The sequence below is a fragment of the Agromyces sp. NPDC058126 genome (genome assembly GCF_042884595.1).
Classification (GTDB): Bacteria; Actinomycetota; Actinomycetes; order Actinomycetales; family Microbacteriaceae; genus Agromyces.
Map to the genome: position 1 here is coordinate 1 of NZ_JBHVTS010000009.1, position 24,383 is coordinate 24,383.

The window sequence follows — 24,383 nt, forward strand, 5'->3', positions numbered from 1 at the left end:
GTTCCCAACACCCGAAAGTGCCAGGGAGTTCAATCTCTGACAGAGAAACAACTGACTCGAAAATCAAATTGTCCATCAATCAAAGGAATCCCACCTGCCAAAGCAGGCTGGGGTTCAATAAATTGGCATTGAACATAGTGCACGCTGTTGAGTTCTCAAGGAACGGACGCACCCGAAGCGACCCGAAACACGGGACCACCTCGAAGCAACCAAAGAAACCACACACCAGCCGCCGAAACACGACGAACCACAACCCGAAGGCCATGATCAACACTGAGTGCGAAGTTCCATCCTAGACTTGAAATCACCGAGTCGCAAACTGCTGCGCCTTCGAGGTTATTTGGCTAGAACCACCGCACGATCCGGGCCACACTCTCGCGCTTCCCGGCCGCCGCGGCGACAAGAGAAGAATCTACGCCACCCACACCCCACCCCACAAATCCATTCCGCAACCCGGGCGTGTCGCAACCACACACGACCGGGCTCAGTTCACCTCGTCGGGGTGGGAGCTCACTCGCCCCTCGCGTTCGAGTGCGGTGATCGCCTGCATCTCCGCCTCGCCGAGCTCGAAGTCGAAGACGTCGAAGTTCTCGGCCATGCGCCCGCGGTGCGTCGACTTCGGGAAGACGATGTGCCCGCGCTGCAGGTGCCACCGGAGCACGACCTGCGCCGGCGACTTGCCGTGCGCGGCCGCCGCGTCGGCGACCTCGGGCAGCTCGAAGAGCGGGTACTTGCCCTGCCCGAGCGGCCCCCACGCCTCGATCGCGATGCCGTGCTCCTCGGCGAAGGCGGTCGTGGCCGGCTGCTGGTGCGCCGGGTGCAGCTCGATCTGGTCGACGGCCGGCACGACGTCGCTCTCGCCGAGCAGGCGCTCGAGGTGCGGGACGAGGAAGTTCGAGACGCCGATGGAGCGCAGTCGACCCGAGTCGCGCAGCTCCTCGAAGGCGTGCCACGTCTCGACGTAGCGATCGCGCGAAGGAGTCGGCCAGTGGATCAGGTAGAGATCGACGTACTCGAGGCCGAGCCGCTCGAGGCTCGCGTCGAAGGCGTCGTGCACCGACTGCGTGCCCTGGTCGTCGTTCCAGAGCTTCGTCGTCACGTAGAGCTGCTCGCGAGGGATGCCCGAGGCGGCGATGGCCCGGCCCACCCCCTCCTCGTTGCCGTAGATGCGGGCGGTGTCCAGGTGCCGGTAGCCGATCTCGAGCGCGTCGGCCACGATCCGCTCGGTCTCCTTCGGGTCGACCTTGAACACCCCGAAGCCGAGCTGCGGGATGGAATGGCCGTCGTTGAGCTGAATGCGGGGAACCGTCATGCCCGCCATCCCATCACGCACGACGGCCGACGCGACAGGGTGGTTCGCTCCTCGCGAATCGCACGGTGGACGCGAAGCAGATGCGAAAGCGACGCGAAAGGGCGCGCCGACCAGGGCGCCGTCCTACGATGGAGGGCTGATGACTTCGCCGCTCCCGATCCCAGTGATCACCTACCCCGCCGAACTGCCCGTCTCCGCGCAGCGCGAGGAGATCGCGCGCGCCCTCGAGTCGCACCAGGTCGTCATCGTCGCGGGCGCCACCGGGTCGGGCAAGACGACCCAGCTGCCGAAGATCTGCCTCGAGCTCGGCCGCACCTCGATCGCGCACACGCAGCCCCGCCGCATCGCGGCGCGCACGATCGCCGAGCGCATCTCGGAGGAGCTCGACGTCGAGCTCGGCGGACTCGTCGGCTACCAGGTCCGCTTCACCGACCAGGTGAGCGAGGCGACCCGCATCAAGGTGATGACCGACGGCATCCTGCTGAACGAGATCCACCGCGATCGAGAGCTGCGCCGCTACGACACGATCATCATCGACGAGGCGCACGAGCGCAGCCTCAACATCGACTTCCTGCTCGGCTACCTGAAGCGGCTCCTCCCCCGCCGCCCCGACCTCAAGGTGATCGTCACGAGCGCGACGATCGACCCCGAGAGCTTCGCGAGGCACTTCGAGACTGTGCCAGTTGAAGGTGGCTCGGGCACGCCCGCGCCCGTCATCGAGGTCTCGGGGCGCACCTACCCCGTGGAGGTGCGCTACCGCCCACTCGTCGCGGAGGCCTCGGGCGAGACGGGCGAGGACGCCGCCGACGAGGGCGCCGCGGCCGAGGACAAGGACGTGCAACGGGGCATCCTCGACGCCCTCGACGAACTCGACCGCGAGTCGCGCGGCGACGTCCTCGTCTTCCTCTCGGGCGAGGGCGAGATCCGCGACGCCGAGCAGGCGGTGCGCGGGCACTACTCGACCGCCGGCGGCGGGCGCGGCGGCGAGACCGAGGTGCTCCCGCTCTACGGCCGGCTCTCCTCGGCCGACCAGCACCGGGTGTTCGAGCCGTCGAAGGTCGCAGGGCTCCGCCGCCGGGTCGTGCTCGCGACGAACGTCGCCGAGACGAGCCTCACGGTGCCCGGCATCCGCTACGTCGTCGACGCCGGCACCGCGCGCATCAGCCGCTACTCGGTGCGTTCGAAGGTGCAGCGCCTCCCGATCGAGGCGATCTCGCAGGCCTCGGCCAACCAGCGCTCGGGCCGCTCGGGCCGCACGAGCGACGGCATCGCGATCCGCCTCTACTCGGAGGAGGACTTCGAGCGGCGGCCCGAGTTCACCGACCCCGAGATCCTGCGCACGAACCTCGCGGCGGTCATCCTGCAGATGGCCTCGCTCGGGCTCGGTCCCATCGAGGAGTTCCCGTTCCTCACCCCGCCCGACAGCCGCGGCATCCGCGACGGCGTCGACCTGCTGCGCGAACTCGGGGCGCTCGAGGGGGGAACGTCGAGCGAGGGGCCGAAGCTCACGAAGGTCGGCCGGCAGCTCTCGCGCCTGCCGATCGAACCGCGATTCGCGCGCATGGTGCTCGAGTCGAAGGCGCAGAACGTCTCGCGAGAGGTGCTCGCGATCGTCGCCGGGCTCACGGTGCAGGATCCGCGGGAGCGCCCGCTCGACCGGCGCGAGCAGGCCGACGGCTTCCACGCCCGGTTCGTCGACCCGACGAGCGACTTCCTCACGCTGCTGAACCTCTGGAACCACCTCGAGCAGAAGCAGCGCGAGCTCTCAAGCAGCGCCTTCCGCCGCATGTGCAAGTCGGAGTTCCTGAACTACCTGCGCGTGCGCGAGTGGCAGGACCTCTACCGCCAGCTCGTGCGGCTCGCGAAGCCCCTCGGGCTCCAGGTCGCGCGCGAGGCATCCGAACCCAACTCCGAGGGTATCCACAGGGCGCTGCTCTCGGGGCTGCTCTCGCAGCTCGGGCTCCGCGACGACTCGAAGACCGGCAGCGGGCGCGGAGGCGCCGGGGCGGCACGCGAAGCCGAGCGTCGCGGCCGTCGCCAGCAGTCCGAGTTCCTCGGTGCGCGCAACACCCGCTTCGTCGTGTTCCCTGGCTCGGCGCTCGCGAAGAAGCCGCCGGCCGCGCTCATGAGCGCCGAGCTCGTCGAGACCAGCCGCCTGTTCGCCCGCACCAACGCGGCGATCGACCCGGCGTGGGCCGAACCGCTCGCCGGCTCGCTCGTGAAGCGCAGCCACAGCGAACCGCACTGGGAGAAGCGCCAGGGCTCGGCCGTCGCGTACGAGAAGGTCACCCTCTACGGGGTGCCCATCGTCGAGCGCCGGCGCATCCAGCTCGCCCGCATCGATGCGCCCTACGCACGCGAGCTGTTCATCCGCCACGCGCTCGTCGAGGGCGACTGGCCGAACGAGACCCGACGCGACCCGCTGTTCGAGTTCGACCGGCGCAACCGCCGGCTGCGCGCCGAGCTCGAGGCGGTCGAGGAGCGCAGCCGTCGACGGGACATCCTCTTCGACGACGAGGCCGTCTTCGACTTCTACGACGCGCGGATCCCGGCCGACGTGACCTCGACGAGGCTCTTCGAGACCTGGTGGCGCGAGGCGAAGAAGCTCGACCAGGGCCTCCTCACGATGACGGCCGAGACGCTCGCACCCGACGACGCGCCGGCCATCGACGACGAGGCGTTCCCGCCCACCTGGCAGCAGGACGACCAGACGCTGACCCTCCGCTACCGCTTCGAGCCCGGGGCATCCGACGACGGCGTGACGGTGCAGGTGCCGCTCGTGCTGCTCGCGCGACTGCGGCCCGAAGGCTTCGACCGGCAGGTGCCCGGGCTCCGCACCGAGCTCGTGACCGCGATGATCAAGGCGCTGCCGAAGGTGATCCGTCGCAACGTCGTGCCCGCGGCCGACTGGGCGGCGAAGATCGTCGCCGAGCTCGACGGGCAGGATGCCACGGCGCAGGCCTCGTTCGCCGACGAGGTCGCCGGCGTCATCAAGCGGCTGACGCACACGCCCGTCACGGGCGCCGACTTCGCGATGGACCGCATCCCGCCGCACCTGCAGATGTCGTTCCGGGTGGTCGAGGGTCGCGGCAAGCAGCTCGGCGTGGGCAAGGACCTGCGGGCGCTGCAGGCGCAGTTCTCCGACCGGGCGCGCGACGCCGTCGCCGGCACGTTCGCGGCGGGCGGCGCGAGCGAGCAGCGGCGACGCGGGCCGAAGGCCGTCGACGTCGGGCAGGGGCCCATCAGCCCGTCGGCGCTCGGCGGCGGCGCGGGTGCCGGCGCCGGCCTCGAACGCAGCGGACTCACGAAGTGGGACTTCCCCGAGCTCCCGCACCACGTCGACACCGACGTCGGCGGCAACCGGGTGCGCGCCTACCCGGCGCTCGTCGACGACGGCGAGACCGTGAGCATCCGCCTGCTCGCGACCCCCGAGGACCAGGCCGCGGCGATGCCCGGCGGCATCCGGCGCCTGCTCATGCTCGCGACGCCCTCGCCCGTGAAGTACGTCGAGCAGCACCTCACCGGCAACGAGAAGCTCGTGCTCGCCACAAGCCCGTATCCGAACACCACGGCGCTGTTCGCCGACTGCCTCGTCGCGTGCGTCGACGACGTGCTGTACCGGGTGAAGGACGACGGCATGCTCTTCACGAAGCTCGAGTTCGACACCGTGCGCGACCGTGTCTCGGGCGTCGTCATGAACACGATGTTCGAGACGGTCTCGCTCGTCGCGAGCACGCTCGTCGCGCTGCGCACCGCCGAGAAGGCGGTGAAGTCGGCGACGAGCCTCGCCCTGCTGCCCGCGCTCGGCGACGCGCGCGCGCAGCTCGACGGGCTCGTGTTCCCCGGCTACGTCTCGCGCACCGGACTCGAACGGCTGCGGCACCTGCCGCGCTACCTCGAGGGCGTCACGATGCGTGTCGGCAAGCTCGAGCAGAACCCCGGCCGCGACCGCGTCTGGATGAACGAGGTGCAGGTCGCACTCGGACGCTTCGCCGACGCCGGCGGCACGATCCCCCTCGCGCCGCGCTCGCCCGCGAACCTCGTGCGGGCGCGCTGGCTCATCGAGGAGCTGCGGATCAGCCTCTTCGCGCAGGAGCTGCGCGCGGCCGAGAGCGTCTCGCTGCAGCGGATCACGAAGGTGCTCGCCGCGAAGGACTGAGGGCGGGTACGCCGAAGGCGGGCGCCCTCGGGCACCCGCCTTCGGAATGCTGCCGCTACGCGCCGATGAGGCGCGCGGCGAGGAAGCCCTCGAGCTCGGCGAGCGGCACGCGCTGCTGCTCCATGGTGTCGCGGTCGCGCACCGTCACGGCGTTGTCGTCGAGCGAGTCGAAGTCGACGGTGATGCAGAACGGCGTGCCGATCTCGTCCTGGCGGCGGTAGCGTCGGCCGATCGCACCGGCGTCGTCGAAGTCGACGTTCCAGTGCTGTCGCAGCGACGCGGCGACCTCGCGGGCGAGCGGCGAGAGCTTCTCGTTGCGGCTGAGCGGCAGCACGGCGGCCTTGACCGGCGCCAGGCGCGGGTCGAGCTTCAGCACGGTGCGGGTGTCGACGCCGCCCTTCGCGTTCGGCACCTCCTCGACGTGGTACGCGTCGACGAGGAACGCCATGAGCGAGCGGGTGAGGCCCGCCGCGGGCTCGATGACGTAGGGGATCCAGCGCTCGTTCTTCGACTGGTCGAAGTAGCTGAGCTCCTTGCCGGAGTGCTCGGAGTGCGTCGAGAGGTCGAAGTCGGTGCGGTTCGCGACGCCCTCGAGCTCACCCCACTCGCCGCCTGTGAAGCCGAAGCGGTACTCGATGTCGACGGTGCGCTTCGAGTAGTGGCTGAGCTTCTCCTTCGGGTGCTCGAAGAGGCGCAGGTTCTCGGGGTCGACGCCGAGGTCGAGGTACCAGTTCCAGCGGTAGTCGAGCCAGTACTGGAACCACTCGTCGTCGGTGCCGGGCTCGACGAAGAACTCGAGCTCCATCTGCTCGAACTCGCGCGTGCGGAAGATGAAGTTGCCCGGCGTGATCTCGTTGCGGAACGACTTGCCGATCTGGCCGATGCCGAACGGCGGCTTCATGCGCGCGGCCTGGAGCACGTTCGCGAAGTTGGTGAAGATGCCCTGCGCGGTCTCGGGGCGGAGGTAGTGCATGCCGCTCTCGTCCTGCACCGGCCCGAGGTAGGTCTGCAGCATCATGTTGAAGTCGCGGGGCGGGGTCCACTGGCCGCGGGTGCCGCAGTTCGGGCAGGCGATGTCGCCCATGCCGTTCTCGGGTGCGCGGCCCTTCTTCTCCTCGAAGGCCTCGAGCAGGTGGTCCTCCCGGAAGCGCTTGTGGCAGTGGAGGCACTCGACGAGCGGGTCGGTGAAGACGCCGACGTGACCCGACGCGACCCAGACCTGCTTCGGCAGGATGACGCTCGAGTCGAGGCCGACGACGTCGTCGCGGCGGGTCACCATGTAGCGCCACCACTGGCGCTTGATGTTCTCCTTCAGCTCGACGCCGAGGGGGCCGTAGTCCCATGCTGAGCGGGATCCGCCGTAGATCTCGCCCGCCTGGAAGACGAAGCCCCGGTGCTGGGCGAGGGCGATGACGGATTCGAGACGGCTGGGTGCGGCCACGGTGGCTCCAATGGTGCAAGGGGCCAGAGGCCCGAGAGGGGATCGGAGACCATCCTACGAAATCCGGCAGCCGTCCGGGCGCCCCGCCGAGCGGGCCGCAAGGCGGCCAGCGCTCAGCCGGCCTCGCGCAGCGAGTCCGGCCCGATCTCCGCGACCGAGCGGTGGCCCGCCAGTCCCATCGTGAGATCGAGCTCGGCGATGTGGTTGCGCACGACCTCGCGGACGCCCTCGGTTCCCGCGACCGCGAGCCCGTACGCGTAGGGCCGGCCGATGCCCACCGCGGTCGCTCCGAGGGCGAGCGCCGTGAAGGCGTCGGCCCCGCCGCGCACTCCGCTGTCGAGGATCACGGGCACCCGCCCGCCGACCCGTTCGACGATGCCGGGCAGCGCGTCGAGCGTTGCGACGGATCGGTCGATCTGGCGGCCGCCGTGGTTCGACACGACGAGCCCGTCGACGCCGTGGTCGAGCGCCTTCGCCGCGTCATCGTGATGCACGACGCCTTTGAGCAGCACCGGCAGCGAGGTCCACTCGCGCAGCTTCGCGAGGGACGCCCACGTGAGCGACGGATCACTGAAGACGTCGAGGAAGGTCTCGACGGCCGCGCGCGGCAGCGGCGAACGCAGCGCCTCCCGGACGCCGCCGTCGACGAGCCGCGTGTGCGCGCCCGAGCGGGCGATCGAGAACGCCGAGGCGAGCAGGGTCGGGGTGACCTTCGGCCGGGTCGATCCGCCTCCCGAGCCCGCCCGGGCGACCCGCTCGCGCACGAGTTCGGCGAAGACCGGGTCGCTCGTGTACTGCGCGATGCCCTGCCCGCGCGTGAACGGGAGGAAGGCGGCGTCGAGGTCGCGCGTGCGCCAGCCGAGCAGGTGGGTGTCGAGGGTGACCACGATCGCCTCGCAGCCCGCCGCCTCCGCGCGCCGCACGAACGATGCGTTCAGCTCGTCGGAGGCGCTCCAGTACAGCTGGAACCAACGCGAGCGCGAGCCCATCGCCGCGGCGACCTCCTCCATCGGGCGGGACGCCTGGGTCGAGAGCACGTACGGCACGTCGAGGGAGGCCGCCGCTCGGCCGACCGCGACGTCGGCCTGCGCGTGGGCCAGTTCGGCGACGCCGATCGGCGAGAGGACGAACGGGGTCGCGCGGCGCCGGCCGAGCAGCTCGATCGACAGGTCGCGGGTCGAGACGTCGCGGAGCACACGCGGCCAGATCTGCCGGCGCGCGAATGCGGCACGGTTCGCGGCCATGGTGGCCTCGGCGCCGGCGCCGCCCGCGAGGTACGCGAAGGCCTCGGCCGAGAGGGCCTTGCGCGCGGCGCGCTCGAGCGCCTCGGCGTCCACCGGCACCGCGGGCCGGATGCCCGAGAGACCCGCCCGGTACACCTCCGACTGCCTCGCGCGCCCGTACCCGCGATCGTCGTCTGCCATCGGTTCGCTCCTTCGCGATCGTCGACGCCCTGCACGTGCGAGCCAGCGTAGCGGCGACGCCCGCCTAGGGTTGAACCGATGCCTCTCCCCGATCTCCTCGTCTCGGCCATCGCGCTCGTGCGCGACCGGCGGGTGCTCATGGTGACCGCACGCGACCGCGAGGTCTACTACATGCCCGGCGGCAAGATCGACCCCGGCGAGAGCGCCGCCCAGGCCGCCGCCCGCGAGGCGTACGAGGAGGTGGCGCTCGAACTCGACCCCGATGCGCTCGACGAGCTCTTCGAGGTCGTCACCCAGGCGCACGGCGAGCCCGACGGCCGGCTCGTGCGCATGCGCGTCTTCCGCGCAGAGACGGATGCCTCGCCGCGCGCCTCGGCGGAGGTCGGCGCCCTGCACTGGGTGACGACGAGCGAGCTCGACCGCTGTCCGCCCGCCGGAGCGGAAGTGCTGCGGCGGCTCGCGGCGTCCGGCGTCATCGACTGAGGCCGCTCTAGACTGCGGTCATGTCGCAGACCCGCGAATTCCGCCGCGGCGATGACGTGGTCGTGATCCACGACTCGGGACGGCCCGACGGGCCGGACTACGTGCTGGTGCACGGACTCGGCATGGCGCACGACTACTGGTCCGAGCTCGCCTCCGTGCTCGAGCAGACCGGGAGGGTGCACGCACTCGACCTGCCCGGCTTCGGCGACGCGCCCGAGCCGGCCGCACCGCTGAGCATGCCGGCGGCCGGCGAGCTCCTGGCCGAGCTACTCGTCGCCGAGGGGATCGACCGGGCCGTGCTCGTCGGTCACTCGACGGGGGCGCAGGTCGTGACCGAGACGGCGGCGCGGCATCCCGAACTGGTCGACCGCGTCGTGCTCATCGCTCCGACGGTCAATCCCCGTGAACGCACGCTCGCGAAGCAGACCATGCGGTTCCTGCAGGACATCGCCCTGGTCCATCCGAAGGCCCTCTGGTACGGCGTCTCGCTCTACGCGAAGGCGGGTCCGCGCTGGTATGCCGCGAACCTGCTCCCGATGCTCGAGCACCGCATCGAACTGGTCCTCCCCGCGGTCACCGCGCCGACCCTCGTCATCCGCGGCGAGCACGACCGCATCGTGCCGCGCGACTGGGCCGAGGAGGTGGCCCGCCTCGTGCCCGACGGCCGCTACGCGGAGGTGCCGGGGCGCGGACACGAGACGATGATCCGAGCCGGTCGCCGCGTCGGCGAGCTCGTCGCGCGGCACGCGCAAGGGATGCCTGCGGGTCGCCCGGCCTCGCTGGTCGACCCCCCGCCGACCGACCGGCCGCTGGGGGTCGCCGCTGCACTCGGCGTGATGGCGCGCGACTACTCCTACGCCGGTGTGCGCCAGTTCGCCTGGCTCGGCGCCCGCCACGAGCCGCACGCCTGGCGCCGGGGCGAGCCCGACAAGCCGCAGGTCGTGCTGCTGCCCGGGGTGTACGAGCACTGGTCGTTCATGCGGCCGCTCGGCGACGCACTCAACGCCGAGGGCCACCGCGTCGTCGTCGTGCACGGCATGCGCGCGAACCGACGCCCGATCGCCGAGACCGCCGCCCGAGTGGCGAAGGCGCTCGCGCGCTCCGCTCCCCCACCGGCGGGGCGCGTCATCGTGGCGCACAGCAAGGGCGGGCTCATCGGCAAGCACGTGCTCCTCGACGACGAGGGCGAATCGCTCGGGGTTCGCGGGGTCGTGGCGATCTGCACCCCGTTCGCGGGCGCGCGCCGAGCTCGGCTGTTCGGCGACCCGAGCATCCGGGCGCTCCTGCCCGGCGACGCGACGATCGTGCGGCTCGAGGATGCTGCATCCGTGAACGCCCGCATCGTGTCGGTCTTCGGCACCTTCGACCCGCACGTGCCCGACGGCAGCGCGCTCGAGGAGGCGATGAACGTGCAGGTGCCCGTCGCGGGCCACTTCCGGGTGCTCGCGGCGCCCGAGACGGCGCAGGCGGTGCTCGCCGGCATCGCCCGGCTCACCGACGACGCCCATGGTGCTACGGGATCAGCACCTTCGTCGTCGACACGCTGATGCTGTGCACGGTGCCGAGCAGCGACGACCAGAGCTTGATGTCGTCGCCCGGCTGCGTGACGTAGGGCGCGCCGCGGCGGTCGAGCAGGGTGTAACCCATCTGCACCTCGAAGCTCACGCCGACGGCGTAGACGTGGCCGCCCTGCAACTGCACGGTCGCGCCGAGGTCGGCGAAGGTGTGCTTCGTGCTCACGATCGCACTGCCGCCCTGGCCCTGCCGGCTGAATGCGAAGAGGGTGCGCGCGCCGAACGGGCGCACGAGCTCCCAGCGCCCGGTGACGAGGTCGATCTCCCACACCGCGAGGTACGCCGTGCCGCGATAGTCGACGTTGGCGTAGCCCGCGTCGGTGCCCGGCAGGTACCACCATCGCCGCTCGGCGACGAGGTCGAGGTCGGCCCCGATCCGCACGTACGAGAGGCTCGAGGTCGGCGCGAAACGGACCCCGGTGCCGGCGTAACCCGTGTATCCGGGAGCGAGCCCGGAGACGTTGACCCAGGCGAAGAGGCGGCCGTCCTTCTCGGAGGCGTGGCTGCCGGCGGGCTGTCCGCCGATCGTGTTCGCCCAGCTGTAGCGATAGCGACGGTCGGCCGGCGCCTCGGTGAACCAGTACTTCCTCGAGTCGGCCTCGGACGGGATGTAGAGGCTGTCGGGCCAGGCGAGGGTGAAGATCGGCCGGTCGGTGAAATAGTCGCGGAAGACGAGATCGCGGAGTTCGGCGAGCTGGTCGAGCGGGATCTGCTCGTCCATGACGGCCAGCTCGAGTCGGTCGTGGAGGGCCGCGACGCCGGGCGGCGGCGAGAAGGTGAGCGGCCCGATCGGCTTGCCGTCATCGGCGCCCGCCGCCGATCCGTGCTCTGCGGAGATGGACATGGTGCCCCCGTTTCCGCTCGCGCCGAAGAACGCGAGCAATACTCGGTTCGAGTCGGGTTCAGCGTACGACGGGCCGCCGACGGCCGACAGGGGCAGGCTCTGAGCTTCGCGCCGACGGCTCAGAGCTCGGTGAAGGGTGCGGCGTAGCGGAACGCGCCGACCGGGGCCTCGGCCTGATCGAGCCGCACCGCCTGGAAGTACGCGCCCCAGGCGGGCTCTGGCGCCACGATGCCGAGCTCGGTGCTCGGTACGAAGCCGAACCGGCCGTAGTACACGGGGTCGCCGAGCAGGGCGACGACCCGTTCGCCGCGCCCGGCCGCGAGCCGCAGGGTCTCGCGAACGAGCGCCGACCCGATCCCACCGCGCTGAACGCCGGGGTCGACGCCGATCGGCCCGAGCCCGAGGGCGGGTCGGTCGCCGATCCACCCGCGCGTCGTGATGCAGTAGCCGACGGCGGCGCGGTCGAGCTCCGCGACGAGCGCGAGCTCGGGGATGAACTCGACCGAGTCGAGCAGCGCCGTGTTGAGCCCGACCTCGATCGGCGGCGACGCCGCCGGCGATCCGTCGGGCTGCGGCCCCGAGAATGCCTCGGCGAGCAGCCGGTCGACGACCTCGCGGTCGGCGTCGCGGAACGCGCGGATCAGCATCTCGGCCGCACCTTCAGTGGACGAACTCGAGCAGGTCGAGCCCGACCTGGCGCATGCCGTCGAGCACTGCGAGCCGAGACGAGAGCATCGTGTCGGCGTAGTACATCGACACTGCGTAGGCGACGCTCGCCCGCGGGCCGCGGAGCACGCCGACCTCGCTGCGCACGCCGCCGTCGGTGCCGGTCTTGTTCATGAGCAGCAGGCCGTGATCGGGTGAGCGGTGCGCGAGCGGATCGAGTCCGAACGCCGACGCGACCATCGAGAGATCGGCGTTCAACGAGAGCCAGCCGACGACGCGCTGCGACACCTCGGGCGAGACGATCTCGCCGCGGGCGAGCGAGGCGAACAGCCAGGTCAGCTCCTTCGCGGAGCCGATCGAGAGCTGCGGCGCGTCGTCGGGGCCGCGGTGGTCGCGGACCAGGTCGAGCAGTGCGGTGCGGGTGAGCCCGAGGGTCTCGGTGCGGGCGCGCACCGCCTCGAGCCCGATGTGGCGGATCAGCACGTTCGTCGCGAGGTTGTCGCTCGTCGCACCGATGAGCGCGGCGAGGTCGGCGATCGGCAGCGACGGCGACTGGAGGTGCTGCCAGATGCCCGAATCTCCGACGGCGTCGCGCGGCGCCCGGTCGAGCACGGTGAACGACTCGGCGCTCGCCCCGACGAGGCGCGAGGCGACCTCGACGAGCAGCAGCACCTTGCCGATCGAGGCCGTCGGCATCACGACGTGGTCGTCGACGGAGAACAGCACCTTGCCGGTCGCGAGGTCGGTCGCCCGGGCCGACACCTGCACGCCGGCGAGCGCGAGCTCGCCGAGGGCTGCGAAGCCCCGGGCGAAGTTCTCGTTCGGCTCCTCCGTGCGGTGCTTGCCCTTGCGCAGATCGGCATGACGTGCTCGTCGCTCGGATCCCTGCGACGATGTCACCACGGTGCTTGCACGCTCTTCCTCAGACGGTCGGCGCTCCCCCACCGCGGGCTGCGGCGCGCACGAGTTGTTCGGATTCTCGGACTTCGGATCAGTGATTACCAGATCGTCACCCGCTCGGCAGGGTCGAGCCAGAGGGCGTCGTCGGCAGTCACTCCGAAGCCAGTGTAGAACTCATCGATGTTGCGGACGATCTGGTTGCAGCGGAACTCGTTCGGCGAGTGCGGGTCGATGGCGAGCAGACGCACGACCTCCTCGTCGCGGCCCTTCATCTGCCAGGCCTGCGCCCACGACAGGAAGAACCGCTGGGCCGGAGTCAGGCCGTCGATCACGGGCGCCTGCTCGAGGCTGCCGCCCTGCGACAGCACATACGCCTTCCATGCGATGGCGAGCCCGCCGAGGTCGCCGATGTTCTCGCCGATCGTGAGGGCGCCGTTGACGTGCGGCTCGTCGCCCCCGGCATCCTCGGTCTGCAGCTGCGCCGGGACGAGCGCGTCGTACTGCTCGATGAGCGCCTTCGTGCGGGCCTCGAACGCGGCACGGTCGTCGGCCGTCCACCAGTCGGTGAGCCGTCCGTCGCCGTCGTACTTCGAGCCCTGGTCGTCGAAGCCGTGCCCGATCTCATGACCGATGACGGCACCGATCGCGCCGTAGTTCGCCGCCGCGTCGCGCTCGGCGTCGAAGAACGGGTACTGCAGGATCGCCGCCGGGAACACGATCTCGTTGAAGCCCGGGTTGTAGTACGCGTTGATCGTCTGCGGCGTCATGAACCACTCGTCGCGGTCGATCGGCTTGCCGATCTTGCCGAGCTCGCGGTTGAACTCGAACTCGGCGGTCGCGCGCACGTTGCCGACGAGGTCGTCGGCCGTGATCTCGAGCACCGAGTAGTCGCGCCACTTCACGGGGTACCCGATCTTCGGGGTGAACTTCGCGAGCTTGTCGAGGGCCTTCGCCTTCGTCGCCTCGCCCATCCAGTCGAGCGCCTCGATCGACTCGCGGTACGCGAGCACGAGGTTCGCGACGAGCTCGTCCATCGCCACCTTCGCGGCGGGCGGGAAGTGCCGGTCGACGTAGATGCGGCCGACCGCCTCGCCCATCGCGCCCTCGACGAGCGAGACGCCGCGCTTCCACCGCTCGCGCATCTGCGGGGTGCCGGTGAGGGTGCGGCCGTAGAAGTCGAAGTTCGCCTCGACGAGGTCGCTCGAGAGGTACGCCGCGCTCGAGCGCACGACCTGCCAGGCGAGCCAGTCCTTCCAGGCGGGGAGGTGCTCGTCGGTGAGCAGGGCACCGAGCCCCGCGAGGAACGAGGGCTGGCGCACGACGAGCTCGTCGAACGCGTGCGCGGGCACGCCCATCGCTTCGCGCCAGATCGCGAGGTCGACGGATGCCTCGTCGACGACGCCCTGCCAGGGCTTCAGGTTGTAGGTCTTCTCGCTGTCGCGGGACTCGACGTTGTTCCAGTGCACGGCCGCGATCGCGGACTCGAGCTCGAACACCCGGGCCGCCCGCTCGGCGGGCTCGTCGAGCTGCGCGAGCCGGAGCATCCGCTCGAGGTGCGAACGGTACGCCTCGCGAACGCTCTCGAAGCGCTCCTCGCGGAAGTAGCTCTCGTCGGGCAGGCCGATACCGCCCTGCTCGACGAAGACGAGGTAGCGCTCGGGGTCGCCCGGGTCGTTGTCGACGTAGAGCTGGGCGAGGCCCGCGACGCCCTGGCGCTCGAGGCGGCCGAGGGTCTCGAGCAGGCTCGGCACCGAGTTGACGAGCGAGACGTCGACGAGCTGGCCGGCGATGGGCGTGACGCCGAGGAGCTCGGCGCGCTCCTCGTTCATGAAGCTCGAGAAGAGGTCGCCCACCTTGCGCGCCTCGGTGCCGGGCTCGGCCTCCTGCGACTCGTGGATGATGTCGCGCACGGCCTGCTCGGCCTCTTCGTGCAGCTCGATGAATGAGCCGAAGCGCGCCTTGTCGGCCGGGATCTCGGTGCGCTCGATCCATGCGCCGTTCACGTGGCGGAAGAGGTCGTCCTGCGGACGCACCGCCGCATCGAGTTCGTCCTGCTTGATACCGGAGGGGAGCGCGACGTCGGTCATCCCCCCAGCCTAAGGCGGGGCGGACATGCTTGGATGTTCCCGACATGAACACGCTCCTCAACATCATCTGGTTGGTGCTCTCGGGCATCTGGCTGTTCCTCGGTTACGTGCTCGCGGGCGTCGTCATGTGCATCCTCATCGTGACGATCCCCTGGGGCATCGCCTCGTTCCGCATCGCCGGGTACGCGCTCTGGCCCTTCGGACGCACCGTCGTGCAGAAGCCGACCTCGGGCGCGTGGTCGTTCATCGGCAACGTCATCTGGGTGATCCTCGCCGGCTGGTGGCTCGCGCTCGAGCACCTCATCGCCGGCGTGCTGCTCTGCATCACGATCATCGGCATCCCCCTCGGCATCGCGAACTTCAAGCTCGTGCCGGTCTCGCTCGCGCCGCTCGGCAAGGAGATCGTCGACGCCTGACGGCGCGCGCCGGCACGCGACCCGGGCACGGCACGCGACCTGGGTCCATACCGTTCGGGCGGCCGCTCGACCAGAATGGGCTGAACGGCGTCCCGGGTCGGTGACGCCGCCACGCGAGAGCGAGGCCGCATGGCACCGGGATGGTCGGGACCGCCGCTCGCGCGCTCGCTCGGGGCCGCCCTCACCGTCATGTTCGTCATCGGCGCGCTGCTCGCCGCCCTCGAACTCGCCCTGCTGATGCCGATCGCCCCCGAGTTCTGGGTGATCGCGATGTTCCCGGCCGTCGCGCTCGTCTGGTTCGTCGCCGGCACGATCGCATGGCGCCGTCGGCCGGGCAGCCGCACGGGCCTCCTGATCTGGGTCGGCGGCGTCGCGATCCTCGCCGCCGGCCTGCTCAACACCGGTCTCCCGTTCGGCGTGCTCGTCGGCTACGTCTTCTCGACCGCGATGGTCGCGGTCATGGTCCACCTCCTGCTCGCCTTCCCGAGCGGGCGCCTGCCCGACGCCCCCTCGCGCGTGATCGCCGCGGCCGCCTACGTGGTCGCGCTCGTGCTGCAGGTGCCGAGCTACGTCTTCGGTGCCGGCCTGTTCGCGCCGGCCATCCCGGCGAACCCCGAGCTCGCGGCGATCGGCGGCGAGGTGCAGCGCTGGGCCGGCTTCGCGGTCGTCGCCGCGACCTCCACCGTGCTCGCCGTCCGCCTGCGGGCATCCTCGGCGGCCCGGCGCCGCGTGCTCGCCCCGCTCTACGGCTACGGCATGGCCTCGGTCGTGCTCATCCCCCTCGTGCCGACCTTCAGCAGCTCGACGCCCATCACGGTGACCGCCGGCGTACAGCTCGCGCTGATCGCGGGCGTCGCAATCGCGTTCTCGGTGGGGGTGCTCGTCGGCGGCTTCGAGCGCACCGCCGAGCTCGAGGAACTCGCGGCGTGGCTCGGCACCGAGTCGGGTCGCGAGTCGCTGCGCTCGGCCGTCGCCCGTGCGCTCGGCGACCCGAGCGTCGAGCTCGTCTACTGGCTGCCGGTGCGCGACGGATTCGTCGACGAGCGCGGTGTGGGCGTCGACCGTCCCGACCCCGGCGAGCGCGGATTCGAGGTCATCGAGTCGGCCGGAGCGCCGATCGGCGCGATCGTCTACGACGCCCGCCTCGTCGGCGACCCGTGGCGGGTGCGCGCCGTCGGCCGAGTCGCAGCGATCGCACTCGCTCGCGAACGGCTCACCACCGAGCTGCGCGCCAGCCAGACCGCCCTGCGGCATTCGCGGGTGCGACTCGTCGAGGCGGCCGACCGCGAGCGCACCCGTATCGCGAAGGACCTGCACGACGGGCTGCAGGTGCAGCTCGTGCTGCTCGCCCTCGAGGCCGGCGGCATCGAGGAGAGCGCCCCCGACGACGAGGAACGCGCTCGGGCGATGCGCCTCCGGCAGGGCATCGAGGAGGCGGCCGACGAGCTGCGCCGGCTCGTGCACGAGGTCATGCCCTCCGCACTCGTCGAACGCGGGCTCGTGCTCGCCGCCGAGGACCTCGTCGACCGGATGCCCATCCCGACGACGCTCGACGCCGACGGGCTCGACGTCGAACTCGCCCCGACGGTCGCGAACGTCGCGTACTTCGTGGTCGCCGAAGGGCTCGCGAACACGGCCAAGCACGCGCGAGCGGGCTCGGCCTCCGTGCGCCTCGCCCGCGCCGGCGACGTGCTCACGATCGAGATCGCCGACGACGGCATCGGCGGCGTCGTCCCGCGGGGCGGCCGGGGGCTCGCGGGGCTCGCCGACCGCATCGATGCGGTCGGCGGGCGGATGTCCCTCGACAGCACCGCCGCCGGAGGAACCCGGCTCAGTGCGGAGTTGCCGTGCGGATCGTGATCGCCGAGGACGAGACCCTGCTGCGGCAGGGCCTCCGGCTGCTGCTCGAAGCCGGCGGCTTCGACGTCGTCGCCGCGGTGCCCGACGCGGAGCGCCTGCTCGAGGCGGTCGAGTCGCACCGGCCCGACCTCGTCATCACCGACATCCGCATGCCGCCGCACCATCGCGACGAGGGGCTCCACGCCGCACTCCGGATCCGCCACGAGCATCCCGACATCGCCATCGTCGTGCTGTCCCAGTACGTGCAGCGCCGCTACGCCATCGAACTGCTCGGCGGCCGCGCCGCGAGCGTCGGCTACCTGCTGAAGCAGCGCATCGCCGACGTCGGCGCGTTCCGCGCGGACCTGCGGCGGGTCTCGGAGGGCGGCACCGCCCTCGATCCCGAAGTGGTCGCCGTGCTGATCTCGCGGGCCGGCCGCGGCGACGGCGTGGTGCGGGGGCTCACACGACGGCAGCAGGAGGTGCTCGCGTACATGGCCGAGGGGCGCAGCAACGCGTGGATCGGGCAACGGCTCGTGCTCACCGAGAAGGCGATCGTGCAGCACACCTCGGGCATCTACGACGCCCTCGGCCTGCCCGTCACGCCCGACGACCATCGACGGGTGCTCGCGGTGATCCGCTACCTCGACGGCGCCGCCGACTGACCCCCGTTCGGGGTCACGGCGAGCGCGCGAAGGGCGACATGGGTCCATGTCGGTCGGCGACGGTCGCGGCCAGAGTGGGGAGCATCCCACCAGGCACGACCGGAAGGATCCCCCATGGCTCTGTCGATGTCCGTCCCGATGCGGCGCACCGCCGTCGGCGCGGTGCACGCCGCCGACCGGTTCTCGCCGGCACTCGCGGCGAGCCTCGCCGCACCGGTCTTCGAACGCACGCGCCCCGCCCGGCAGGTCCGGCACGGCGAGCAGGCGGTGCATCTCGCGGCGTCACGGGAGCGACTGGCGCTGCCGCACGGCGACGGCGTGCTCTACGAATGGGGCTCCGGGGCCCGCACCGTGCTCCTCGTGCACGGATGGCGCGGCCGGGCCTCGCAGTTCGCACCGATCATCCGCGAGCTCCGCGCATCGGGCTGCCACCTCGTCGCGTTCGACGCCCCGGCTCACGGCGATTCGGGCGGCAGGCGCACCGACATCCGCTCGTGGACGGAGGCGATCACGCGGCTGCACCTCAAGTACGGCCGCTTCGAGGCCATCGTCGGGCATTCGCTCGGCTCGCTCGCCGCGATGGCCGCCGTGCGCGACGGCGTCTCCACCCGGGGCGTCGTCGGGCTCGCGCCGATGGCCTCGGGTCGGTACCTCTTCGACGCGTTCGCCGACGGGATGGGCCTCAGCGCCGCCGCGGCGGCCGCCCAGCGCGAGCAGTACACCCGCCGCGTCTTCCCGCACGCGATCGACCCGTGGCAGCGCTTCGACTCGATCGCCGCGCCGCTGCCGCGAGACGTCGGCCTCCTCCTCCTGCACGACCGCGACGACCGCGAGATCGGCGCCGCGCAGAGCGAGCTGCTGCACGCCGCCCACGGCGACCGCTCGCGGTTGATGCTCTCGAGCGGCTCGGGGCACGTGCGGCTGCTCGCCGCCGACCGGACCCTCGATGCGGTGTCGGCGTTCGTCGACGGCGGTGTCGACGGTGTCGACCGGCTCGAGCGCGGCGAGGAGCGCACGGTCTCCGCGGCCGCCTGAGTCCGGGCCGGTGCCGCGACGGCCGGTCGGCGGCCGCGCCTAGGCTTCAAGGGACATGAGCACCGAGACGCCCACGCCCCGCACCGTCGACCGAGACATCCTGCGCCTCGCCGTGCCTGCGCTCGGCGCGCTCATCGCAGAACCGCTCTTCCTGCTCGCCGACACCGCGATGGTCGGGCACCTCGGCGCGACCCCGCTCGCGGGCCTCGGGCTCGCGAGCGCCGTGCTGCAGACGATCATCGGGCTGATGGTGTTCCTCGCCTACGCGACGACCCCGGCGGTCGCCAGGCGGGTCGGCACCGGCGACCTGCGCGGCGCGGTCGCGGCGGGCATCGACGGGCTCTGGCTCGCGCTCGGCATCGGCGTCGTGCTCGCCGTCGCCGGCTGGTTCGCGGCGCCCTGGCTGGTCGGGCTCTTCGGGGCGACGAGCGAGGTCGCCGCCGAGGCATCCGTCTACCTCTCGATCTCGATGGCGGGGCTGCCCGCGATGCTCGTCGTGTTCGCCGCCACGGGCCTGCTGCGCGGCCTGCAGGACACGCGCACGCCGCTCTGGGTCGCGGGCATCGGCTTCGCCGTCAACATCGCACTGAACTACGTGTTCATCTACGTCGCCGGGTGGGGCATCGCGGGCTCGGCCATCGGCACCGTCGTCGCCCAGTGGGGCATGGTCGCGGTGTACCTCGTCGTCGTCGCGCGCCACGCCGCGCGCGCCGGTGCGAGCCCGTGGCCGCACCACGCCGGGGTGCTGCGCGGCGCCGCCTCGGGCGGCTGGCTGCTGCTGCGCACCGCGAGCCTGCGCGTCGCCCTGCTGCTCGCGACGTGGGCGGCGACCTCGCTCGGCTCGGACGAACTGGCGGCGTTCCAGGTCGCGATGACGATCTACTTCACCCTCGGCTTCGCACTCGACGCACTCGCGATCGCCGCGCAGGCCCTCATCGGCCGCGGCCTCGGCGTCGGCGACGTCGTCGTCGTGCGGCGGATCCTGCGGCGCTGCATCGAGTGGGGCATCGGCGCCGGCGCGGTCCTCGGGGCGATCCTCATCGCGACGGCGTGGGTGCTGCCCGGCCTCTTCACCAGCTCCGCCGAAGTCGCCGCCCTGCTGCCGCCCGCCTTCGTCGTGCTCGGACTCTCCGCGCCGCTCGGCGGCCTCGTCTTCGTGCTCGACGGAGTGCTCATCGGTGCGGGCGACGCCCGCTACCTCGCCTGGACCGGACTCGTGAACCTCGCCGCCTTCGTGCCGCTCGCGCTCGGCGTCGTCGCCGTCGCCCCGCCGGGCGCCGCCGGACCCGCCTGGCTCATGGCGGCGTTCGCGATCGGCTACCTCGCGGCGCGCGCGGTGACCCTCGGGCTGCGGGCGCGCGGCGACCGCTGGATGGTCACCGGCGCACCGGACTGAAGCGGCGGGTCGCCGGTCACTCCACGCCGGCCCCGAGCCACTCGCGGGCCGCGGCGACGAGCGCCGCCGCGCCGACCTCGAGCGTCGGGTCGATCACCGGCGCGAAGTGCGGGGAGTGGTTCGAGGGCAGATCGTCGGGCAGGCGGCCCGCGGCGAGCGCCACGGGGTCGAACCGCGCGGGATCGAACCCGCCCAGGAGCCAATACACGAGCGGGGCGCCCGCCGCGGTCGCCAGCACCCCGACGTCCTCGCTGCCCGACACGACGCCAGGGTCGAACACGCGCTGCTCGCCGAAGGCCCGGCGCAGTGCCCCGGCGGTGCGCTCGGATGCGACCGGATCGTTGACGGTGAGCGGGAAGCGCTCCTCGAACACGACCTCGGGCTCGCGCGGCGCACCCGACGCGGCCGCCTCACCCTTCGCGATGCGATCGATCGCGGCGACGACCTTCTCGCGCACAGCCTCGTCGAACGTGCGGACGCTCAGCCCGAGCTTCGCCTCGGACGGGATGATGTTGTTCTTCGTTCCGGCGTGCAGCTGCCCCACGGTCACGACCGCCGCGTCGGTGGCGGCGATCTCGCGGGCGACGATGCTCTGGAGCCGCACCGTGATGGATGCCGCGAGCAGCACCGGGTCGACGGTCGCCTCGGGCCGCGAGCCGTGCCCGCCCGTGCCGTGGACGAGCACCGAGAGCGAGTCGGCCGCGGCCATCGCCGGGCCGGGACGCAGGCCGACGAAGCCGGCCGGCAGCGGTGCGACGTGCTGGCCGAGCACGACGTCGGGCTTCGGCACGCGGTCGTACAGTCCGTCGGCGACCATCGCCTCGGCGCCGCCGCCCTGCTCCTCCGCGGGCTGGAACACCACGACGAGCGTGCCCGACCAGCCGGCGCGGTCGGCGACGAGGCGTTCGGTCGCCCCGAGCAGGCAGGTCACGTGCACGTCGTGCCCGCACGCGTGCATCACGGGCACGTCGTTGCCGTCGAGGTCGGTCGACCGAGCCGTGCTCGCGTACGGCAGCCCCGTCTCCTCGCGCACCGGGAGTCCGTCCATGTCGGCGCGCAGCAGCACCGTCGGGCCGGGGCCGTTCACCAGAACCCCGGTGACCCCGGTGCCGCCGATGCCGGTCGTGACCTCGAGCCCGAGCGAGTCCAGCGTCGCGGCGACGATGCCGGCGGTGCGATGCTCCTGGAAGGACAGCTCGGGGTTGGCGTGCAGGTCGCGGTAGACGGCACCGAGGTCGAGGCTCATGGGGTCAGCCTAGGGTGGGGTGCCCCGCCCTCGGCGGAGGACCGGGATCAGCGCGCGGGCGCGGCCGTCGTGTCGCCGACGTGGAGCGTGCTCGTGAAGCACACCGACTCGGGCGCCTCGCCCGCGAGCAGCCGCACGACGGCCTCGCCCGCCGCACGGCCCTTCGCGACGGAGGGCTGCGCGAGCGTGGTCAGGTCGTGCTGCAGGCCGTCGACGCGGATGCCGTCGAACCCGAGCACGCTGAGCTCGGCCGGGACGGCGATGCCGTACTCCTCCGCGGCGAGGATGACGCCCGCCGCGAGCAGATCGCTCTGCGCGATGATCGCGGTCGGCCGGGTCGCCGGGTCGGCGAGCACCGCGCGCCCCGCCTCGAGGCCCTCCTCGATCGAGCTCGTGCCGGCGACCTGCACCGGCGCATCGGGGAACACCTCGCGGGCGCCCGCGAGCCGCTCGCGCGTCGTCGCCGCGGTGCCCGCGAGCTCGAGCTCGGGGGTGAGCGCACCGCGCGTGCGCGCCGCATCGAAGGGCAGGGAGACGATCGCGACCTGCGAGTGCCCGAGCTGGCGCAGGTACTCCGCTCCGCGCCGGGTCGCCTGCCGGTTGTCGATCGAGATCTCGGGGATGCCGTCGCCGGTCGCGCCCTCGATCGCGACGGCCGGGATGCCCCGCCGCCGGAGCGCCTCGACCGATTCGGCCAGCCGCGGGCTGCACCCGATGAGCACGACCGCATCGACCGGTGCGCTCTCGATGCTCACGGCGTTGTCGCCGGGCTCGCCGGTGTCGGTCAGGAGCAGCAGGCCGGCGCCGAGCGGCGCGATGCCCTCGGTGATGCCGTCGAGCATCTGGATCTTCACCGGGTCGAGGAACGCCGCACGCACCCGCTCTTCGAGGACGACGCCGACGATGCCCGAACGACCGCGCCGCAGTGAGCGGGCGCGGGGGTCGGGGCCGCCGTAGCCGAGTTCGGCGGCGGCGTCGATCACGCGCTGCTTCGTGGCATCCGACACCGGGCCGGCGCCGCTGAACGCGAGCGACGCCGTCGAGGCGGAGACGCCGGCCTTGGCCGCGACGTCGGCGAGGGTCGGCCGAGAGGTGGTCGCGACCGGATCCGTTGCGGCAGGTTCGGACTGCATGGGCCGATTCTAGGCCGAATCGATTCGAAGCAGGCCCGAGCGACTCAGGAGCGCTCGGCGATCTCCTTCACCTTCGCGACGAGCGTGTCCCACATCCGCTTCGAGTGCGGCATGGCCTCGGCCGACGGATTGTTGTCCTGCCGGAGCGTCAGCACCGTGGAGCCGTCGTGCTCGTCGAGCGTCCAGGTCAGGGTGTGATGGTGCTCGGGCAGATCGGGCTCGCCGCTCAGCGGGCTGAAGTGGGTGTGCACCAACCGCTCCCCCGGAACCACCTCGAGCACGGTCCCGTGGTCCTCGTACGGCTCGCCCTTCCACTCCCCGCGCCAGCGGATCGGCCCGCCCACCGCCCAGTCGGTCACGAGCTCCGTGCCGAACATGAACTCGCGCGCGGCGACGGGGTCGGTGATGACCGCCCAGACGCGGTCGCGGGGCGCCTCGACGGTGGTGGTCGAGATCGCGTCGAAGTCCTCGGCCATGATCGTCTCCCTCCCGGCGTCGCCGATCGACGCCGTCAGGTCGAACGCTACGCCCGACGTCCGACGGCGCGGCAGGCCTTGACGGGCCCGGCCCGACGGTCTCAGCCGGCGGCGACCGCGTCGCGCGCCTCGACGAACGCGGCGACGCAGCGGCGGATCTCGTCCTCGGTGTGCGCGGCGGAGAGCTGCACGCGGATGCGGGCGGCGCCCTTCGGGACGACGGGGTACGAGAACGCGGTGACGAACACGCCGCGCTGCTGGAGCGCGTCGGCGATGCGGGCGGTGAGCGCGGCGTCGCCGAACATGACCGGCACGATCGCGTGCTCGCCGGGCAGCAGCTCGAAGCCCGAGGCATCCATGAGCTCGCGGAACAGCGCGGCGTTCGTGTTCAGGCGCGTGCGCAGTTCGCCCGAGGACGCGAGGAGCGACAGCGCCTCGATCGTGCCGGCGACGATCGCGGGGGCGAGCGTGTTCGAGAAGAGGTAGGGGCGCGCACGCTGGCGCAGCAGGTCGACGATCTCCTGGCGGGCGGCCACGTAGCCGCCGGATGCCCCGCCCAGCGCCTTGCCGAAGGTGCCGGTCGTGATGTCGACCCGGCCCTCGACGCCGCAGTACTCGGGGGTGCCGCGACCGTTGGCGCCGACGAAGCCGACGGCGTGCGAGTCGTCGACGAAGACGAGCGCGCCGTACCGCTCGGCGAGGTCGCAGATCTCCTGCAGCGGCGCGATGTAGCCGTCCATCGAGAAGACGCCGTCGGTGACGATGACCGTGCGGCGGGCGCCCGCGGCCTCCTGCAGCTTCGCCTCGAGGTCGGCCATGTCGCGGTTCCTGTAGCGGAACCGCTGCGCCTTCGAGAGGCGGATGCCGTCGATGATCGACGCGTGGTTGAGTTCGTCGGAGATGATCGCGTCATCAGCGCCGAACAGGGTCTCGAAGACGCCGCCGTTCGCGTCGAAGCACGAGGAGAAGAGGATGGTGTCGTCGTAGCCGAGGAACTCGGACACGCGCCGCTCGAGCTCGAGGTGGAGCTCCTGCGTGCCGCAGATGAACCGCACGCTCGCGAGGCCGTAGCCCCACTCGTCGAGCCCGCGGTGCGCGGCCGCGACGATGCGCGGGTCGTTCGCGAGGCCGAGGTAGTTGTTGGCGCAGAAGTTCAGCACCTCGCGGCCGGCGACCTCGATCTCGGAGGACTGCGGACCGTGGATGCCGCGCTCGCGCTTCGTGAGGCCCGCGGCCTCGATCTCGTCGAGCTCGGCCCGCAGCTGCGCCTTCACGTCTCCGAACATG

At 71.8% G+C, this 24,383-nt stretch carries 19 protein-coding genes; 8 read left to right on the plus strand and 11 right to left on the minus strand.

The features are described 5' to 3' along the window. Positions 1-484: 484 nt before the first annotated feature. Positions 485-1,312 (minus strand): aldo/keto reductase, encoded by an 828-nt coding sequence (locus ACFVTR_RS18955; RefSeq protein WP_387039871.1) that lies wholly within the window; start codon positions 1,310-1,312, stop codon positions 485-487. 139 nt (positions 1,313-1,451) lie between these two features. Between ACFVTR_RS18955 and hrpA the strand changes: the two genes are divergently transcribed. Continuing rightward, positions 1,452-5,471, plus strand: coding sequence for an ATP-dependent RNA helicase HrpA (gene hrpA / locus ACFVTR_RS18960; protein ID WP_387039873.1), 4,020 nt, complete (start codon positions 1,452-1,454; stop codon positions 5,469-5,471). A gap of 55 nt (positions 5,472-5,526) precedes the next feature. Here hrpA and ACFVTR_RS18965 read toward each other — a convergent pair whose 3' ends face one another. Both ACFVTR_RS18965 and ACFVTR_RS18970 read right to left on the minus strand, forming a co-directional pair. Next, positions 5,527-6,912: a glycine--tRNA ligase gene (locus tag ACFVTR_RS18965; protein WP_376947915.1), complete on the minus strand. Its 1,386-nt coding sequence runs from the start codon at positions 6,910-6,912 to the stop codon at positions 5,527-5,529. Positions 6,913-7,025: 113 nt separating this feature from the next. Beyond that, positions 7,026-8,336, minus strand: a complete 1,311-nt coding sequence (locus ACFVTR_RS18970) for an alpha-hydroxy-acid oxidizing protein (RefSeq protein ID WP_387039876.1) — start codon at positions 8,334-8,336, stop codon at positions 7,026-7,028. A 78-nt stretch (positions 8,337-8,414) separates the two neighbouring features. Here ACFVTR_RS18970 and ACFVTR_RS18975 point away from each other — a divergent pair, with 78 nt between their 5' ends. Both ACFVTR_RS18975 and ACFVTR_RS18980 read left to right on the plus strand, forming a co-directional pair. Then, on the plus strand, positions 8,415-8,819 hold the full coding sequence (locus ACFVTR_RS18975; RefSeq protein ID WP_387039878.1) for an NUDIX domain-containing protein: 405 nt from the start codon (positions 8,415-8,417) through the stop codon (positions 8,817-8,819). A gap of 20 nt (positions 8,820-8,839) precedes the next feature. Continuing rightward, the gene (locus ACFVTR_RS18980; protein WP_387039879.1) at positions 8,840-10,366 is read left to right on the plus strand and encodes an alpha/beta fold hydrolase; all 1,527 of its coding nucleotides are present in this window, start codon (positions 8,840-8,842) and stop codon (positions 10,364-10,366) included. Here ACFVTR_RS18980 and ACFVTR_RS18985 read toward each other — a convergent pair. From ACFVTR_RS18985 to ACFVTR_RS19000, 4 genes are all read right to left on the minus strand, one after another. Further along, positions 10,332-11,237, minus strand: a complete 906-nt coding sequence (locus ACFVTR_RS18985) for a hypothetical protein (protein ID WP_387039881.1) — start codon at positions 11,235-11,237, stop codon at positions 10,332-10,334. The two genes, ACFVTR_RS18980 and ACFVTR_RS18985, sit on opposite strands and share 35 nt — an antisense overlap. Positions 11,238-11,356: 119 nt before the next feature. After that, a complete protein-coding gene (locus tag ACFVTR_RS18990) occupies positions 11,357-11,884 on the minus strand; it encodes a GNAT family N-acetyltransferase (protein ID WP_387039883.1) in 528 nt (175 codons plus the stop codon). A gap of 13 nt (positions 11,885-11,897) precedes the next feature. Then, positions 11,898-12,806 (minus strand): serine hydrolase, encoded by a 909-nt coding sequence (locus ACFVTR_RS18995; protein WP_157423888.1) that lies wholly within the window; start codon positions 12,804-12,806, stop codon positions 11,898-11,900. A gap of 95 nt (positions 12,807-12,901) precedes the next feature. Then, positions 12,902-14,890, minus strand: a complete 1,989-nt coding sequence (locus ACFVTR_RS19000) for a M13 family metallopeptidase (protein ID WP_387039884.1) — start codon at positions 14,888-14,890, stop codon at positions 12,902-12,904. A gap of 44 nt (positions 14,891-14,934) precedes the next feature. Here ACFVTR_RS19000 and ACFVTR_RS19005 point away from each other — a divergent pair, with 44 nt between their 5' ends. The 5 genes from ACFVTR_RS19005 to ACFVTR_RS19025 all read left to right on the plus strand — a co-directional run bounded on the left by ACFVTR_RS19005 (position 14,935) and on the right by ACFVTR_RS19025 (position 20,241). Beyond that, positions 14,935-15,306 (plus strand): YccF domain-containing protein, encoded by a 372-nt coding sequence (locus ACFVTR_RS19005; protein WP_376947901.1) that lies wholly within the window; start codon positions 14,935-14,937, stop codon positions 15,304-15,306. A gap of 129 nt (positions 15,307-15,435) precedes the next feature. Beyond that, positions 15,436-17,166: a sensor histidine kinase gene (locus tag ACFVTR_RS19010; protein ID WP_387039886.1), complete on the plus strand. Its 1,731-nt coding sequence runs from the start codon at positions 15,436-15,438 to the stop codon at positions 17,164-17,166. Further along, on the plus strand, positions 17,154-17,810 hold the full coding sequence (locus tag ACFVTR_RS19015) for a response regulator (RefSeq protein WP_387039888.1): 657 nt from the start codon (positions 17,154-17,156) through the stop codon (positions 17,808-17,810). Before ACFVTR_RS19010 ends, ACFVTR_RS19015 begins: the two co-directional genes overlap by 13 nt. 114 nt (positions 17,811-17,924) lie before the next feature. Further along, positions 17,925-18,845, plus strand: a complete 921-nt coding sequence (locus tag ACFVTR_RS19020; RefSeq protein WP_387039890.1) for an alpha/beta fold hydrolase — start codon at positions 17,925-17,927, stop codon at positions 18,843-18,845. A 55-nt stretch (positions 18,846-18,900) separates the two neighbouring features. Next, entirely contained in the window at positions 18,901-20,241 is a 1,341-nt protein-coding gene (locus ACFVTR_RS19025) for an MATE family efflux transporter (protein WP_387039892.1), read from the plus strand. A gap of 16 nt (positions 20,242-20,257) precedes the next feature. Here the strand turns inward: ACFVTR_RS19025 and ACFVTR_RS19030 are convergent, their stop codons facing one another. The 4 genes from ACFVTR_RS19030 to ACFVTR_RS19045 form a co-directional block, all read right to left on the minus strand. Next, positions 20,258-21,487, minus strand: coding sequence for an amidohydrolase (locus ACFVTR_RS19030; RefSeq protein WP_387039894.1), 1,230 nt, complete (start codon positions 21,485-21,487; stop codon positions 20,258-20,260). 47 nt (positions 21,488-21,534) lie between these two features. Further along, the gene (locus ACFVTR_RS19035; RefSeq protein ID WP_387039896.1) at positions 21,535-22,620 is read right to left on the minus strand and encodes a LacI family DNA-binding transcriptional regulator; all 1,086 of its coding nucleotides are present in this window, start codon (positions 22,618-22,620) and stop codon (positions 21,535-21,537) included. A 44-nt stretch (positions 22,621-22,664) separates the two neighbouring features. Beyond that, positions 22,665-23,096 carry an SRPBCC domain-containing protein gene (locus tag ACFVTR_RS19040; protein ID WP_387039898.1) on the minus strand — a complete coding sequence of 144 codons (432 nt, stop codon included), beginning with the start codon at positions 23,094-23,096 and terminating at the stop codon, positions 22,665-22,667. Positions 23,097-23,197: 101 nt separating this feature from the next. Continuing rightward, the gene (locus tag ACFVTR_RS19045; RefSeq protein ID WP_387039900.1) at positions 23,198-24,382 is read right to left on the minus strand and encodes a glycine C-acetyltransferase; all 1,185 of its coding nucleotides are present in this window, start codon (positions 24,380-24,382) and stop codon (positions 23,198-23,200) included. Between the last annotated feature and the right edge of the window lies 1 nt (position 24,383).